Genomic DNA, 14,972 nt, shown 5'->3' on the forward strand with positions numbered 1-14,972 from the left:
TCTCTAGCCATTCGTCTAACATTGCCTCTTGTTTGCTATCAGGGTAGATTCGGTAACAATAGTTGAGCGTTAGAGTCATAAGAATATGTTATCAGAAAAAATATCAAGTGGTAACATAAATTACTAAGCAAGGTTGTGCTGTCCCACGTTAATATATCGGTCGGGCTGTATCCGCACCCTGACCGTTGCCGATTCCCTTAAACTCCTCGGACGGTACAGCGTGGGACTTAGCTCGACATTAAAGTTAACTTTTCTTCGATCTATCCTACATTATGACTAATAAACCCATTGCCGTCGTTTTATTATCAGGAGGGTTAGACTCTGCCACATCAGCAGCTATCGCCATTGACCAAGGCTATGAAGTGATAGCCCTTTCCTTACAATATGGACAACGACATCAAAGGGAGTTGGAAGCAGCCAAAACCATCGCCAAATCCCTCAATATGACTCAACATTACATAATTGATGTCAATATTGCTCAATGGGGAGGCTCGTCTTTAACCGATAGTTCCTTATCCTTACCCCAAGGAGGAGTTGACCCCAACGAGATACCCTCAACCTACGTTCCCGGCAGAAACACTGTCTTTATTGGCTTAGCCCTGTCCTTAGCGGAAGCAAAAGGCGCAACGGCAATTTATTTAGGCATTAACGCGGTAGATTATTCGGGATATCCCGATTGTCGCCCGGAGTATCTCCAAGCCTATCAAAACCTCGCTAATCTTTCCTCAAAAGCAGGAATCGAAGGAAAAGCCCCCCAATTAGTTGCCCCCTTGATCACGAAAACAAAAGTTGATATTGTTAAAGATGCTATTAAACTTGGGGTTTCTATATCTGAAACTTGGTCTTGTTACCAGGGAGGACAAGAACCCTGTGGATTATGTGATTCTTGCCGTATCCGCGATCGAGCTTTAATTGAGGCAGGATATCCTCAATTAGCTACAATTAAAGGAAGAGAAATATATCAAAAAAATTAATAAATATGATTCAATTATCAGAAAAAATCTACAGTTTTGAAGATTATTGTCAATATAATGATGAAGCAGATAATCATTATGAATTAGTTGATGGCAGGTTAGTATTAATGAATCCTCCGACTGTTAGACATTTTCTCTTAGCTAAATTTTTAGAAATGGCTTTTGATCAATTAATCCAAAGAAAAGCTTTACCTTTAGTTTGTTTTCGAGAAGCAGGGGTAAGAACTGGATGGAGAAAATCTCGTTTACCCGATGTTTTTGTAACCACCAAAGAAGCTGCTTCAGAATTGCTAGATCAATCAGCTATTTTTCAAATTCCTCCTTTATTAATTGTAGAAATTGTTAGTCCTGATTCTATAAAAAGAGATTATCGTTATAAACGATCAGAATATGCTGCTTTAGGCGTGGATGAATATTGGATTGTTGATCCAAATAAAGAGAAAATTACAATTTTCTTGTTAGAAGAAGGTTTATATGAGGAAAAAGTTTATAATCTATCAGATAAATTAGTATCTCGTTTATTTTCTGAGTTAGATTTAACCGTTAATCAAGTTTTAGCCTCGGGAAATATGTAGGAATTTAATAATATTAAGTCCTATAATTTACAATTTATAATACAATTGTTAAACTTAAGATAGTAATATACTGTCTTAAGTTTGTTGTAATGATTGACTGGTTAATCGTCTGGGGAGTCACTCAAGCTGCGGGTTCTGTTGTTCGTTCGGTTATGCAAGATTTAGCAACAGAGGGAGCAAAAGATTACGGAAAAGAATTTTTTAAGAATAGTTTAGGTAAACTATTAAGATTACCTGAAAAAGATGTCCAAAAAGAAGCTTATGGAAAAGCATTAAAGGAATTTTTAGAAATATTTCAGCAACAGTTAGAGATGGCTGATATTGATGATGATAAGCTAGAGATTTATAAAAAACCACTCAAAATTTTTATTAAAGACGAAATTGTTAAACCTATTTTAGGAGATGCGTTTGATATTAATTGTCAACTTCTTGATACTTTTACTCTAGCTAAGTCTTGGCACAGACTAAATTTACCTCAATTACCATCTGAGTTTAATTGGGAAAAAGTAGGAAAATTCTATCTTAGAAAAACAAGAGAAATTATTGAAAGTTCTGAGAAATTAAAAGCTATTTTCTTGGTTGAAATAAAGATTAAAGATAGTGAAAATATTCAAGAAATAGTTGGTCTTAAAACAGATTATGATTTAGATAGATATGCAGAAGGTTTAAAGAGTGAATATGGTAATCTTAAATTAGAGTGTTTAGATACAACCACTTATGAACAAATAAAACTATGGCGAATGTTTGTGCCACAAAATGTAAAAAGGTGTAAACAGTTTATTCCTCAATTATACGAATTTCCTAAAGAGGTTGTTCAAGAACTTTTAGATAGAGGAGAAATTAATCAAGCAGAGTTAGAGTTACAATTATTAGAAGAAAAACGTAGAGAATATTGGAATGAGCAACTATATCCTGTTTTTGATATAGTCAATGAAATTGAACATACTAAAATTGTATTTTTAGGTGATCCTGGTGCTGGAAAATCAAGTTTATTACAATATTTAGCTTTGAATTGGGCTGAAAAAGAACCTAGTGATCGTACTTCTTTTCCTATTCCTCTTTTAATAGAATTACGAATTTATGCAAGAGATAAAGACGAGAATAAATGTGATAATTTCTTAGATTTTTTTCATCAAGGTAATTTATTTTTCCATCTCAATAAACTTGCTTTAGAATCACAACTAAAAAAAGGTCAAGCTATCGCTCTATTTGATGGCTTAGACGAAGTTTTTGATCCTAAATTGAGAGAAAAAATTGTTACAGATATTAAACGTTTTAGTATTGATTATCCCGAAGTTAAAATAATTTTAACCTCTCGTTGGTTAGGATATAAAGCAGAAGAATTTATTAATGCCGAATTTGAACACTTTATGTTACAGGATTTAGATCAGACTCAAATTAATGATTTTATACAACGTTGGCATGATTTAGCCTTTCAAAATAGAGATGATAAAACATTAAAACAACAACGGTTACAAAAGGCGATTAAAGAGTCAAAAGCTATTCGAGAATTAGCAGGAAATCCTTTATTATTAACTATGATGGCGATTCTTAATAGGACTCAAGAATTACCCAGAGATCGACCTAAACTTTATGAAAAAGCCTCAGAAGTATTGTTACATCAATGGGATTTTGAAACTAAGGAAGGATTGATTGATCCCGAACTCAAAAAATATCTTTATAATATTGATTTACGAGATAAAAAGGACATTCTCCGTTTGGTTGCTAATGCAATGCAAGCTGGAGAAAAAGGACTAGCAGCTAACTTAATTTATAAAGAAGAATTAGAAAGTATTTTAACTAATTATCTGGAAGAAACAGGAATTAATAAACGAGATGCGAGTGATATGACGGATTTAATTATCAAACAACTTCGCTATCGTAATTTTATTCTTTGTTCTTTAGGAGGAAATGCTTTCTCTTTTGTTCATCGAACTTTTTTGGAATATTTTTGTGCTTGCGAATTTTATGAAAGATTTAAAAAACGGGGTTTAGAAGGAGGAATTACTTACGAAGAATTAGAGACTGATGTATTTATGAAAAATTGTTTAGACAATTCTTGGAAAGAAGTTTTATGTTTATTAATGGGGATGCTTAGTGCAGAATTCCCCAAAGAAATTTCTGAAAAATTGATTAATTATTTGATTGATCAAAAAGAAATGGATAGAAAATTTACTGCTCTATTTTTAGCCGCAGATTGTTTTGCCGAATTGCGAAATCCTTCTACTCATCATCAACTAAATCAGCGATTATTGAATCAATTAGAAAAACTTTATTATGAAGAAGATGAATCGAAAATTTGGTATCCATTTAAAGATAAGATCAAAGACAATATAGTTAATTCGCTCTCAAGAAATTGGCCAAGTGACTCTCAAGTGTGGAATACACTTCAAACAATGGCACAATCAGAAGTCAATTGGTCAATACAAAAACAAATTGTTGAGAAATTAGTTCAAGTAGCTCAATTGTATCCAAAAGTAATACTTAAAATACAAGAATTAGCTACAAATCGTAACAGCGCAGCAATTTACAGTTTAGCGAAACATTACCGAGATCATCCTCAAACTTTAGCCATTATTCAACAACTAGCTCATCATGGTAGTAGCGCGGCAATTTACAGTTTAGCGGAACATTACCGAGATCATGCTCAAACTTTAGCCATTATTCAACAACAAGCTCATCATGGTAGTAGCGCGGCACTTTACAGTTTAGCGGAACATTACCGAGATCATGCTCAAACTTTAGCCATTATTCAACAACAAGCTGATCAGGGTAATAACCAAGCAATTAAAGAGTTAGCGATATATTACCGAGATCATCCTTAAACTTTAGTCATTATTCAACAAAAAGCTAATCACGGTAATAACCAAGCAATTAAAGAGTTAGCGATATATTACCGAGATAAATCTCAAACTTTAGCCATTATTCAACAACAAGCTCATCAGGGTCATAGCGCGGCAATTAAACAGTTAACAGAACATTACCGAGATAATCCTCAAACTTTACCCATTATTCAACAACAAGTTCATCAGGGTAACTGGCAAGCAATTAGATATTTAGTGAGACATTACCGAGATAATCCTCAAACTTTACCTATTATTCAACAACAAGCTCATCAGGGTCATAGCGTGGCAATTGAACAGTTAGCAGAACATTACCGAGATAAACCTCAAACTTTAGCCATTATTCAACAACAAGCTCATCAGGGTAACGAGGAAGCAATTAGACAGTTAGCGAAACATTACCAAACTTGAGTTCGATGATAAGGAAATTTCTAGAAAACTGACTCAAATCAGAAGTCTAAAACCCCCATTCTCTCCTCAAAAAAATCATAATTCCGAACTCCGAACTCCGAACTCCGAACTCCGAACTCCGAACTCCGAACTCATTAACATTTACATTTCTTTAAATTCAAAAGAATATTAAGCGTTGTTTAAATTTTCTTATTTATGAAGCCATACTTAAGTATTATCGCTATCATTACAAACATATAATCTTACTCCATAGAAAAACATCATGAAAGTATCAATAATAAAGCCAGATAACTTATTCGGTTATGTAACAACTGCTACTTTTTTCTTCAGTATGACTTTCAGTTCCTCCGCATCCACCACATCGTTGAAACAATATGACAATATTAATGCCCAACAATTCAACGAATGTATAAAACCAGCTAGTTCAAACGGTTCAGAACAAGGTTGGGCTCATTATCACGGCGAAAATAAAGGTAAAGTTGAGTTAAAAGTTAGAAATCAACCCATGATTTCTGATGGAACAATTGCAGCAACCTTAAACTATAAATTTGAACCATCAGAAGAAGTATTAACCTTAGAAATCAAGAAAAAAACCAAATTTATGTTTGGTATGATCGAAGCATCTGACGAACAAATATGGGAAGGATTTGATGGTTTAGTAAAAAAATGTCGCAACCATAGTTAGTTAGAAAGGGAAAGAGACTCTTACTCTTTCTTCTGGGGCGGGTCTTTCTTGACGAATATCAAAAGAAGGTGAGCCATTTCTGTCATTAATGCGGATTCTTGTTTGAGGTCTTCTTTGTTCTTCTACCCCGACAGTCAAGCGACCATTATCACCATAAACCCTTACATTTGTCCTGCCGCGACGACGGCGTTGATTAGAAAAATCAACCCGAACATCATCTCCCAGTTCGATAATTTGAGCATTAACAATCTGTGTACCCATAAAAGGAGTGAGAATCAGACCAAGGGTGAATAATCCAAGCATAGAAATCCTTTTCATAGGTAATTCTCCAAATCGAACTTAAGACATCCTATCCTGAATATTTTGCGGCTGACTTCCCCCAGTTGCATGATTAACAATTAAGAGTTTTTACGGTTAAAATTAACCCACGGAATTAAAACCGTGGGTTTTTCTGATACGAAGAACAGAGAACTTAGGTAAGATGGTATCAATCAATAAAAAAACAATAATTAATCAATTCAAATTATATAAATAAGCAAATAAATGCGCTGTTTAAACTGCCATCTGGATAACCTTCCCGAAACAACCCAAATTTGTCCCAATTGTGGGGCGCAGGTTCCTAAATTGTTACAAGAAGTGTTACCCCAAGGAACCCAACTGAGATCGCATACTTATTATTTAGAGAATGCTATTGGAAAAGGCAGTTTTGGCATTACCTATAGTGCCTATCATACCGCATTAAAGAATCCCGTTGCCATCAAAGAATTTTATCCTGTAGAATATGTATCCCGAAATGTTGAAACCAAACTATTAATTATTCCCGAAAAAAATCGAGACAAATACAAAAGAAATTTATATCATTTTTTAGAAGAAGGACAGATATTAGCTAAATTAGATCATCCCAATGTAGTTAAAGTGAGGGATTTATTTGAAGAACGGGACACAGCTTATATTGTTATGGACTTGGTAAAGGGAAAAACCTTGCTTCAAGAATTAGAAAATCAACCGAAAAAAAAGCTATCCCCAGAGAGAATAGAAAACATCATTGGACAATTAGTTGATGCTTTAACAGCTATTCACTCAGCAGGAATTTATCATCTCGATCTCAAGCCAGAGAATATTATTTTAACCCCAGATGATCAACTAATTTTAATTGATTTTGGAGCAGCTACTTTAGCCAGTGATGCTAAACGAAAAAAGACCCGTTCTTTTACGGAATGTTATGCAGCACCAGAAATTATGACAGGGGGAAAAATTGGACCGCAAAGCGATTTATTTGAAGTAGGAATGATTCTCCATGAACTACTAACAGGAAAACTACCACCTCCGGCCATGAAACGAGCTTTAGAAACCGATATTTGGCAGCCTAAAGGGTTAGATTATCCTTGGGATATGTTAATTGTAGATGCCCTGAGAATTAAAAGAGATAAACGCAATTCTAGCGTAGCCCAATGGTGGGAACTAAGGAAACAAGAACAAATTAATCTAATTAGAATTGAACAAAAAAACCTCGAAAATTTACAAGGAAAGTTTTCTTTACCTTTATTAAAACAACAAGGTATGGCTAGAAAATTGGGGTTAGGTTGTCTGAGAAAAGTTATTCCCGTTAATCAAAAGCAGGTCTTAGTTATAGAAGCATCAGGAGCATATTTATTAGATTTTGATAACCCTATTAAGCAGTGGGAAATTGACTGTCCAACTTCCTGTGCAGCTATCAGTGAAAATAAAGAAATATTAGCTTTAGTTTGGGAACAAAGTATCTATTTATGGGATTTAAACCAAGGAAAACTATTAAGACAATTACAAGGTCATTCTAAAAAAATTACCGATGTAGCCTTTAATAAAGATGGTTCTTTATTACTCTCAGGAAGCCTCGACGAAACCTTTATTATTTGGGAACTTAACACAGGAAGAAAACGCCACGAATTATCTGATCCTATGGGGTCTATAACCGCCGTTGCCTTTAGCGAAGATAATCAATTTATTGCCACAGGCTCCCATATAGGAATTGTGAGAATTTGGGGAGCTATTTCTGGTCAAGAATGGCGATGTTTAGAAGGACATAAAACAGCAATAGAAAGCTTGATTTTTAGCCAAGATAGTAAACTATTAGCTTCGGGAGGAAGAGATAAAACTATTCGTTTGTGGGATGTTACTTCAGGAAAATTTCAACAAATATTAGAAGGACATCAAGACTGGGTAACAGCATTAAGTTTTACTAAAAAAGGTGATTATTTAGCATCTGCATCCGCAATCAATGATAAAAATATTTGTATTTGGTCTCTCAGAGAAAGACAACAAACCCAACAACTACAGGGACATAATAACAGTGTTCAAGGGATCGCTTTTTGTCCCGATGAGCGTTACTTGATCTCAGCAGCATTAGACAATAGCATTCGTCTCTGGGACAGAGAAACAGGAACAAACATCAAACAAATACAACAACATAATAATTGTGTGCATAGTGTTGCTTGTAGTGGGGATGGTCGTTGGATAGCGATCACATATAATGATTTCACTATACATCTTTGGGATATTATTAAACAACGAGAAATTAGTTGTCTTGAAGGTCATGAAAGTTCAGTTTCTAGTTTAAGCTTTTGTCCCGATAATCAACATTTAATTTCTGGAAGTTGGGACGGAACCGTGAGAGTTTGGGATATTTATACAGGAAAATGTCAACGAATTTTACAAGGTCATCAACATTGTGTTAGTAGTGTTGCGGTGAGTCCTAATAGTCAATGGATTGCTTCTGGAAGTTGGGATAAAACCATTTTTCTTTGGGAGATTACTAATAGTTTGCCTAATTTTAAAGGAACGAAACCTACTCGTATTTTAAACAGTCATTTAGAAGATATTGAAGGGGTTGCTTTTAGTCCTGATAATCAATTTATTGCCAGTTGTAGCAACGATAAAACTATTAAAATTTGGGAAGTTTCCTCCGGTCAACAAGTTCAACAATTAGAAGGTCATAAATATAGTGTAGAAGATGTGGTTTTTTGTCCTAATGGTCAATTTATTGCTTCTGTTAGTCGCGATAAAACTGTTAGAGTTTGGCACATTATTTCTGGTAAAGAAATTCATCGTTTTCAGGGTCATACTAATTATGTTAACTGTGTTGCTTATAGTTTAGACGGTCATTATTTGGCTTCAGGTGGAAAAGATAAAATGATTGCTATTTGGAACTTGGTTTCAGGAGAATTAACCCAATTAATTCAAGGTCATACTAATGATATTAATAGTCTTGCTTTTACTGGAGATGGTTCTTTTTTAGTTTCCGGGGATAATGATGGAGTGGTTCGCTTATGGAAATTAGAATTAGGGAAAATTGAATGAGATGCTCAAGCTGACATCTTGTATTATCTTCAAAACCCCTTTTACATTCATTGCCGTTCTAAGGAAAGTCAATTTTAAAAAATAGTATAATTTGTTTATGGTTAATTTCAATCTAGAAGACTATTTAACTGATCCCAAATTGATAAAAACTTCGATTTATTATGCAATATATAGCAGACTCAATGATGATCCATTTTGTAATTTTTTTGAAATTCGTATTAATTGTAAAAATGAAGGTAAGATTAACCAATTGGTTGAATACATAAAAAATATCTACTCTTTATCACAACCTTACATACCAGATGAATCATTTGCTTATGCTTATCCAAAAGGCGATTTTTTTATTAGGAGATGTATTTATTTACCTTTTAAGGAATTTGCAGTTAGATATCATCTAATAAACACTATTTCACTAGCTATTGAAAATTCTTTAATTGAAACAAATTTTTCTAGTAGAATACAAAGATCGAAAAGTGGTTTTATTCCTTTATTTCAAGATTATTATGCCAACTACAAAAAATTCATAGAATGGTCTGAAAATTTAATTATTCAATATAAACAAGAAAAGAAAAAATCTTGTATATTGAATGCCGATATAACTTCATTTTATGATAGTATTTCACATGATTATATCATCAACTCAATATTTAATTTAACAGGAAAAATGTTGCCTGGAAAATATGAAAAAATTATTCATAAAATATTGGAATCTGAAGTTGAATTTTATTCATTAATTGATGGTTTATTAAAAATTGAAACAAAGCAGCAAGGATTATTAACTGGTAATTGGACTGAGGGATATTTAGCTAATATATTACTTGCTCGATTAGATGAGTTAATGGTTACTTGTGGATTTAATTATGCACGATATGTTGATGACATTAAAGTGATTACAAATAGTAAAGAAGAATGTATTAAAGCTGTTAATATTATCCAAGAAGAATTGCATAGAATAGGGTTGAATTTAAACTCTGCTAAAACTAATATCATCTGTAACCCTAAATCTATAGAAGATTTATTTAGAAAAGATCATGAAATTTCTTTTGTTGATCATTTGAAGACTGAGAAAAGATCAGAAGAAGATGATAATATTGATATAGGACAGATTGCTTTAAAGAATAATATTAATAAGGAAGATTGCGTTAAATTAACTAATTATCTATTTGATTTGAGTAACTTTGATGAATATGATGATGAGTTAATTATACAATTAATTTCTAAAATTCCAGAGATGATTTACCAATACCCTAAAACTATTAAAAAAAATACTTGGAATATTGTCAAGCTCATAAGTTTTGGGTTTTCCAATTCAATTATGATTGCAGCATATAAAGCAATGAATGAAATATTTAAGTCCAAATATATTATGGATTATGCTAGAACCAGATTAATTCATCATTTGATTAAACCTAGAAAAAAAGATCCCCCTTACATACTGATGATGACTAAAAATAATGATCAGTTACGTCAAAAATTAATTACCATTTTTCAAAATTTTCTATCTAGTAAATCAATAGACTTACATCTTAACTGTTTATACGCATTATGGATCTTATCTCATCAAGATAATGGGAATACGTTTGATGAAGTTTTATTTCGTCAAAATATAGATGGTTATTTACCTAGACCTATTTCTCACAATGTTTCTAGGGTTTTGTCCTCAATACTTGCACATAAAGATAGTTTAAACTTTTTTGATTACTTTGATTTTAATGACTTATCAGATAATAGTGAAAAAGTTGGAATAGACGAATTAAATTCTTAATAAATATCTATTTTTCATAAATATAAAGTATTGACAATTAAAATATATCCGCAATGGTATTTATATCTAAAGATGTATCTTTTTTTAAAAATATGTATAATATACTACAGGCTCTTGATCTACCGATATACCTTAATCTTCTTATATGAAGCGTCTCAGAAATAGGTTCTGTTTCTAATTCAACTAATAATATTATATGATTTTCTAAACCTTGAAAATCATAAATAGTTGACCAAGTGATCGTATTATCGTGAATTGGATTAGCTAAAGAAAATTTCTTAAAGGATAAATCACAAATTGATAATTGTATAGATTTAATAATCTCTTTAGGCGGTTGTTTGGAAAAGAGTATTGTTATATTGTTTGATTTTACTTTCTCATTTTCTGTCATCATCAACACTTTATTTTTAATAAGTTCAATCAGTTCTTTATCCGTTGTAAAATTATTAGTAATAACTTCTTTGAATGTTCTAACTGGTTGTTTAACTCTATAATTTGGACTAATATACTCTTTGTAAGAGTCAAAAATCTCGACTGTATTCCTGATTACTTTCTGTAAGGAATAATTAAAAGGCTTAAATATTTCTTGTATATTATTCTCATTAGTTTTCTGAGAATCATCTTTAAAAATAAGAATAGAAATATTGGTTAACTCTTCTGAGTAGTCAGCTATTTCTCTTAACAATTTACCATCTGACTGCTGTGCTTCATCAATAATAATATGAATTTCCTCTACATCATTTTTTTGTTCTATGATTTTTTGTACTAAGTTAATTTCATTTATAGTTAATATTTTCAAATAATCATTTCTTATATTAATATTGAGCGAAATTTCATTATAAAGATAATTTTTAGATTCTTGAGAATTAGTAATTAATAAGACAAATTTATCATATTTAAGATCAGATATTGCTTGAAATATAGCAAGTTGAGTTTTTCCTGTTCCTGCTGGCCCTTCAATAACAATAGGTATATTAGCTCTATAAAAACCATCTAGAATCTCTTGTTGTTCTTTTGTTAGCCGAATAATCATTTCTTTTTCATCTTCTATTTCTGCACTTAGAGACTTTCTAAATTCTGAGCTAGGAGTAATTAAATTTTTTATTTCTTCAACTATATTGTTACCAAGACAACTATTTCTATAATTATTGTAATGACTATATATCTCATCTATTTTAGGGCTTAAATCCTTAAGGTCATTTCTAAATAGAGTAACTTCTTTTTCCATGAATGGGGCTAAATTACCATCTAAAATATCAATATGAGGAAAACAAATTGCATATCCACAAGTTAACCAAATATTTTTTAAACTAGGTATTCTCTTTTTCAAGAATACAGGTAATTGTTTAGAGTTAGCTAATTGTTTCTTATATGGATTTTGATAAGATATTTTATCTCCTGATTTCCATTTATCATGTTTTCCATCATAAGAAAAATGCGTCCCACCTTTGACTTCTATAATTAATAAACCTTTTTCTGGATGAACTAATAAAAAATCGGTTTCCTTTTCCATCCTTGATCCATATTTATTGCTAAAAATCCAGTATCGATCCTGAAAGATATAAAAATCATCATCAAGTTTGGCAAGTAAATTATATACTTGCGATTCTCCGTGTAAATTAGGATTAGAAGGAGCATTTGGAGGAAACATTTTAGCCATTATCAATATTATTCCTAATCAAAAGTTGTTCATATTAGTAAAGATGTGGAACACTTTAAAATTTATTAATAATAAGAAATTTTAGAAAGTGATCACTACTGCTTAACCCCTAACATACCCAAAAAACTACTTAAACTCATCATGGTAATGTGTCACTAAAACCTAAACTTTACTCCCATTAATCAAAATCGAATAATGCAAACCGTCCAACTCTTTCAACAAGTTAAACTATCTAGAGATATCCCCAATACCATCTTTAAACAAGGCGATCGAGGTACAATTGTAGAATTTTTGCCCCCTAATGAGCAACAACCAGAAGCAGGTTATCTTTTAGAAATGTTTGCTAATAATGAAACTCTTGATGTCATAGCAGTTCCTGTTTCCTGGACAACACCCATTAACTAGCGATCGCATTAAATATAAACGAAACTTATATAAAATTGGAATAACAAAGAAAATAAAAATATTCGGCTCTCTTTACATTTCGCAATGTGTGAAAATAGTTATCAATAAGCAACGAGTTTACGGGCTTATGGTATGATATAGCAGTCGCCAAAGCTATTAGGACATTTTTCTGTTCCCTGTTCCCTGTTCCCTGTTCCCTTAAAATATAATTTATGTGTCCTAACTAGCCTGTCTATTGCTATATTAGAGACTGATACTCAAGGCATAGTATATCTGCCTTTAAAACAAGTCAGAAGATTCCTATTACTCCGTTGTGTGAAACTATCAAGCATGCCAAAAGAAGGGTAATTAGAGAAAAAACAGGAACTTTTTTGAGCAAGCGTACTAAATTAACGTAAACGAATGTAAAGCTGCTCTTGACAAAATACACAAAATAAGCATTCCTCTAAGGATGAACGGCCGTTGACCCCTACGTAAATTGATATAAAATAGCATTCTAGTTGTAGGGTGGGAAAAGATTATAAGGATTATAATACTTTCAGATAAGTGTTTAGTAAACAAAGCCATGAGTAACCCAATTATTATTGAAACGGACTTAAAAGATATTCTTACTAAACTGGATAATCGGTTAGAACGAATTGAAACAAAACTAGAAATATTGCCGAAAATAGAAGCCGAAGTTGCTCAACTTAAAGAAGATGTCAAAAACCTGAAAGAAGATGTCAAAGACCTAACAGGAAGGGCAAACGCTCAAATATGGGCCTTAATTATAACTATTATCGGCGCAACCATTGCAGCTATTATCAAGTTTGGTTTTCTCACTCAAACCTAGATTTTACTTTTCATCCCTAAGCAAAAGAATCATTGAAACCATATTGAGGAATGCCCCCCATGAGTAACCCAATTATTATTGAAACCGACTTAAAAGATATTCTTGTTAAACTTGACGCTAGATTAGAGCGAGTAGAAACGAAACTAGAAGTATTACCGAAAATAGAAGCCGAAGTTACTCAACTCAAAGAAGATGTCAAGGGAATCAAAACGAAACTAGAAGTATTGCCGAAAATAGAAGCCGAAGTTTACCAACTTAAAGAAGATGTCAAAGACTTAAAAGGAAGGGCAAACGCTCAAATATGGGCCTTAATTATTACTGTTATTGGTGCAACCATTGCAGCTATTGTCAGATTCGGTTTTCTCACTCAAACCTAGATTTTATACTATACAAGCGGTCTGCTTGTGTTACAGTAAACTATAAACTTTTCAGATGAAAAATAGACCCAAAACAACAGTTATTTTAGCCATGACTGCCGATGGCAAAATTGCTGATTTTCAACGTAATGCAGCGAGGTTTGGCTCAAATAGTGATAAGAATCATTTAGAAAAACAAATTTCATTAGTAGATGGGGTTATATTTGGTGCAGGAACATTACGCGCTTATGGGACTACTTTAACGGTTAAAAACTCTAAATTATTAGCTGCGAGGAAACAAGAAAATAAACCTAGTCAACCGATTAATATTGTTGTTTCTGCTTCTGGGAAAATAGCTGATAATTTACGCTTTTTTTCTCAACCTGTACCCCATTGGTTAATAACTACAGAAGAAGGGGCAAAAAATAATAGTTCAAACTTTGAAAAAGTATTGACATTTTCTGATCTAGAAACAGGAAAAATTAACTTAGTTACAGCATTTAAACACTTAAAAGAAATAGGATTAAATAATCTAGCAATTTTAGGGGGTGGGGAACTGGTAGCGAGTTGTTTAGAACAAAATTTAATCGATGAATTTTGGTTAACTATTTGTCCCTATATTTTAGGAGGAAAAACAGCACCGACTCCCGTAGAAGGAAAAGGTTTTCTCTCAAAACATAGTCAAAAATTAGAACTATTAAGCTTAGAACAAATAGGACAAGAAATTTTCTTACATTACAAGGTACTATAGCAATCACTAAATAATATGTAAGAAGTCAGAACATATAACGACATAATAGTATTATCTTCCTACAAATACATCCTTGTAGGGGTTTAACAGTGTTAAACCCAGAAAGCTAATTTTTTCACAACTGAAACCTAATTACTACATCCAAGTAATTAATAATCTATGCTGTCATTTGCGTGAAGTACCCCAAAGTAAGACAATGGGGCTTTCCAGGCTCAGACAGTAACCCGTCTGATACAGACTCGATGCACTATCTTTAGGATAGCCACCCCTTAATGAGTCTCTCCCGTGGGCGTAAGTTTCCGCTCTCCCGGCGGTACACACACAAAATACTATTCACTTTTTATTACCAGTTCCCATCTGCGCGGAAGTGCGTAAGGAC

General features: G+C 32.6%; 14 protein-coding genes. 11 read left to right on the top strand and 3 right to left on the bottom strand.

Annotated elements, in window-relative coordinates:
- A partial coding sequence (locus QNJ66_RS16120; protein WP_300508705.1) for a helix-turn-helix domain-containing protein occupies nt 1-79 on the bottom strand: 79 nt, incomplete at its 3' end.
- Nucleotides 80-272: 193 nt separating this feature from the next.
- Between QNJ66_RS16120 and queC the strand changes: the two genes are divergently transcribed.
- From queC to QNJ66_RS16145, 5 genes are all read left to right on the top strand, one after another.
- Nucleotides 273-974: a 7-cyano-7-deazaguanine synthase QueC gene (gene queC / locus QNJ66_RS16125; protein ID WP_300508681.1), complete on the top strand. Its 702-nt coding sequence runs from the start codon at nt 273-275 to the stop codon at nt 972-974.
- 5 nt (nt 975-979) lie between these two features.
- Nucleotides 980-1,549, top strand: coding sequence for a Uma2 family endonuclease (locus QNJ66_RS16130; protein WP_300508683.1), 570 nt, complete (start codon nt 980-982; stop codon nt 1,547-1,549).
- 89 nt (nt 1,550-1,638) lie between these two features.
- Nucleotides 1,639-4,374 carry an NACHT domain-containing protein gene (locus QNJ66_RS16135; protein ID WP_300508684.1) on the top strand — a complete coding sequence of 912 codons (2,736 nt, stop codon included), beginning with the start codon at nt 1,639-1,641 and terminating at the stop codon, nt 4,372-4,374.
- A gap of 234 nt (nt 4,375-4,608) precedes the next feature.
- Nucleotides 4,609-4,803 carry a hypothetical protein gene (locus QNJ66_RS16140; RefSeq protein WP_300508686.1) on the top strand — a complete coding sequence of 65 codons (195 nt, stop codon included), beginning with the start codon at nt 4,609-4,611 and terminating at the stop codon, nt 4,801-4,803.
- 262 nt (nt 4,804-5,065) lie between these two features.
- The gene (locus QNJ66_RS16145; protein WP_300508688.1) at nt 5,066-5,488 is read left to right on the top strand and encodes a hypothetical protein; all 423 of its coding nucleotides are present in this window, start codon (nt 5,066-5,068) and stop codon (nt 5,486-5,488) included.
- Here QNJ66_RS16145 and QNJ66_RS16150 read toward each other — a convergent pair whose 3' ends face one another.
- Nucleotides 5,489-5,806, bottom strand: a complete 318-nt coding sequence (locus QNJ66_RS16150; protein ID WP_300508690.1) for a hypothetical protein — start codon at nt 5,804-5,806, stop codon at nt 5,489-5,491. It lies immediately after the preceding gene.
- Nucleotides 5,807-6,031: 225 nt separating this feature from the next.
- Here QNJ66_RS16150 and QNJ66_RS16155 point away from each other — a divergent pair, with 225 nt between their 5' ends.
- On the top strand, nt 6,032-8,824 hold the full coding sequence (locus QNJ66_RS16155; protein ID WP_300508692.1) for a protein kinase: 2,793 nt from the start codon (nt 6,032-6,034) through the stop codon (nt 8,822-8,824).
- A 97-nt stretch (nt 8,825-8,921) separates the two neighbouring features.
- Nucleotides 8,922-10,589: an RNA-directed DNA polymerase gene (locus QNJ66_RS16160; RefSeq protein ID WP_300508693.1), complete on the top strand. Its 1,668-nt coding sequence runs from the start codon at nt 8,922-8,924 to the stop codon at nt 10,587-10,589.
- A 37-nt stretch (nt 10,590-10,626) separates the two neighbouring features.
- Here the strand turns inward: QNJ66_RS16160 and QNJ66_RS16165 are convergent, their stop codons facing one another.
- Nucleotides 10,627-12,249: an NERD domain-containing protein gene (locus QNJ66_RS16165; protein WP_300508695.1), complete on the bottom strand. Its 1,623-nt coding sequence runs from the start codon at nt 12,247-12,249 to the stop codon at nt 10,627-10,629.
- A gap of 195 nt (nt 12,250-12,444) precedes the next feature.
- Between QNJ66_RS16165 and QNJ66_RS16170 the strand changes: the two genes are divergently transcribed.
- From QNJ66_RS16170 to QNJ66_RS16185, 4 genes are all read left to right on the top strand, one after another.
- On the top strand, nt 12,445-12,654 hold the full coding sequence (locus QNJ66_RS16170; protein WP_300508697.1) for a DUF4926 domain-containing protein: 210 nt from the start codon (nt 12,445-12,447) through the stop codon (nt 12,652-12,654).
- Between the two features lie 565 nt (nt 12,655-13,219).
- Nucleotides 13,220-13,486: a hypothetical protein gene (locus QNJ66_RS16175; RefSeq protein WP_300508699.1), complete on the top strand. Its 267-nt coding sequence runs from the start codon at nt 13,220-13,222 to the stop codon at nt 13,484-13,486.
- A 59-nt stretch (nt 13,487-13,545) separates the two neighbouring features.
- Nucleotides 13,546-13,863, top strand: a complete 318-nt coding sequence (locus tag QNJ66_RS16180) for a hypothetical protein (protein ID WP_300508701.1) — start codon at nt 13,546-13,548, stop codon at nt 13,861-13,863.
- Between the two features lie 55 nt (nt 13,864-13,918).
- Complete coding sequence (locus tag QNJ66_RS16185) at nt 13,919-14,593, top strand: RibD family protein (RefSeq protein WP_300508703.1); 675 nt, start codon at nt 13,919-13,921, stop codon at nt 14,591-14,593.
- The last annotated feature ends 379 nt before the right edge of the window (nt 14,594-14,972 follow it).

Origin of the sequence: Crocosphaera sp. (assembly GCF_030064895.1) — a bacterium.
Taxonomy (GTDB): domain Bacteria; phylum Cyanobacteriota; class Cyanobacteriia; order Cyanobacteriales; family Microcystaceae; genus Crocosphaera.

Coding starts and splice junctions, on each gene's coding strand:
- queC (WP_300508681.1), top strand. CDS start 273: ATGACTAATAAACCCATTGCCGTCGTTTTATTATCAGGAGGGTTAGAC.
- QNJ66_RS16130 (WP_300508683.1), top strand. CDS start 980: ATGATTCAATTATCAGAAAAAATCTACAGTTTTGAAGATTATTGTCAA.
- QNJ66_RS16135 (WP_300508684.1), top strand. CDS start 1,639: ATGATTGACTGGTTAATCGTCTGGGGAGTCACTCAAGCTGCGGGTTCT.
- QNJ66_RS16145 (WP_300508688.1), top strand. CDS start 5,066: ATGAAAGTATCAATAATAAAGCCAGATAACTTATTCGGTTATGTAACA.
- QNJ66_RS16150 (WP_300508690.1), bottom strand. CDS start 5,806: ATGAAAAGGATTTCTATGCTTGGATTATTCACCCTTGGTCTGATTCTC.
- QNJ66_RS16155 (WP_300508692.1), top strand. CDS start 6,032: ATGCGCTGTTTAAACTGCCATCTGGATAACCTTCCCGAAACAACCCAA.
- QNJ66_RS16160 (WP_300508693.1), top strand. CDS start 8,922: ATGGTTAATTTCAATCTAGAAGACTATTTAACTGATCCCAAATTGATA.
- QNJ66_RS16165 (WP_300508695.1), bottom strand. CDS start 12,249: ATGGCTAAAATGTTTCCTCCAAATGCTCCTTCTAATCCTAATTTACAC.
- QNJ66_RS16170 (WP_300508697.1), top strand. CDS start 12,445: ATGCAAACCGTCCAACTCTTTCAACAAGTTAAACTATCTAGAGATATC.
- QNJ66_RS16175 (WP_300508699.1), top strand. CDS start 13,220: ATGAGTAACCCAATTATTATTGAAACGGACTTAAAAGATATTCTTACT.
- QNJ66_RS16180 (WP_300508701.1), top strand. CDS start 13,546: ATGAGTAACCCAATTATTATTGAAACCGACTTAAAAGATATTCTTGTT.
- QNJ66_RS16185 (WP_300508703.1), top strand. CDS start 13,919: ATGAAAAATAGACCCAAAACAACAGTTATTTTAGCCATGACTGCCGAT.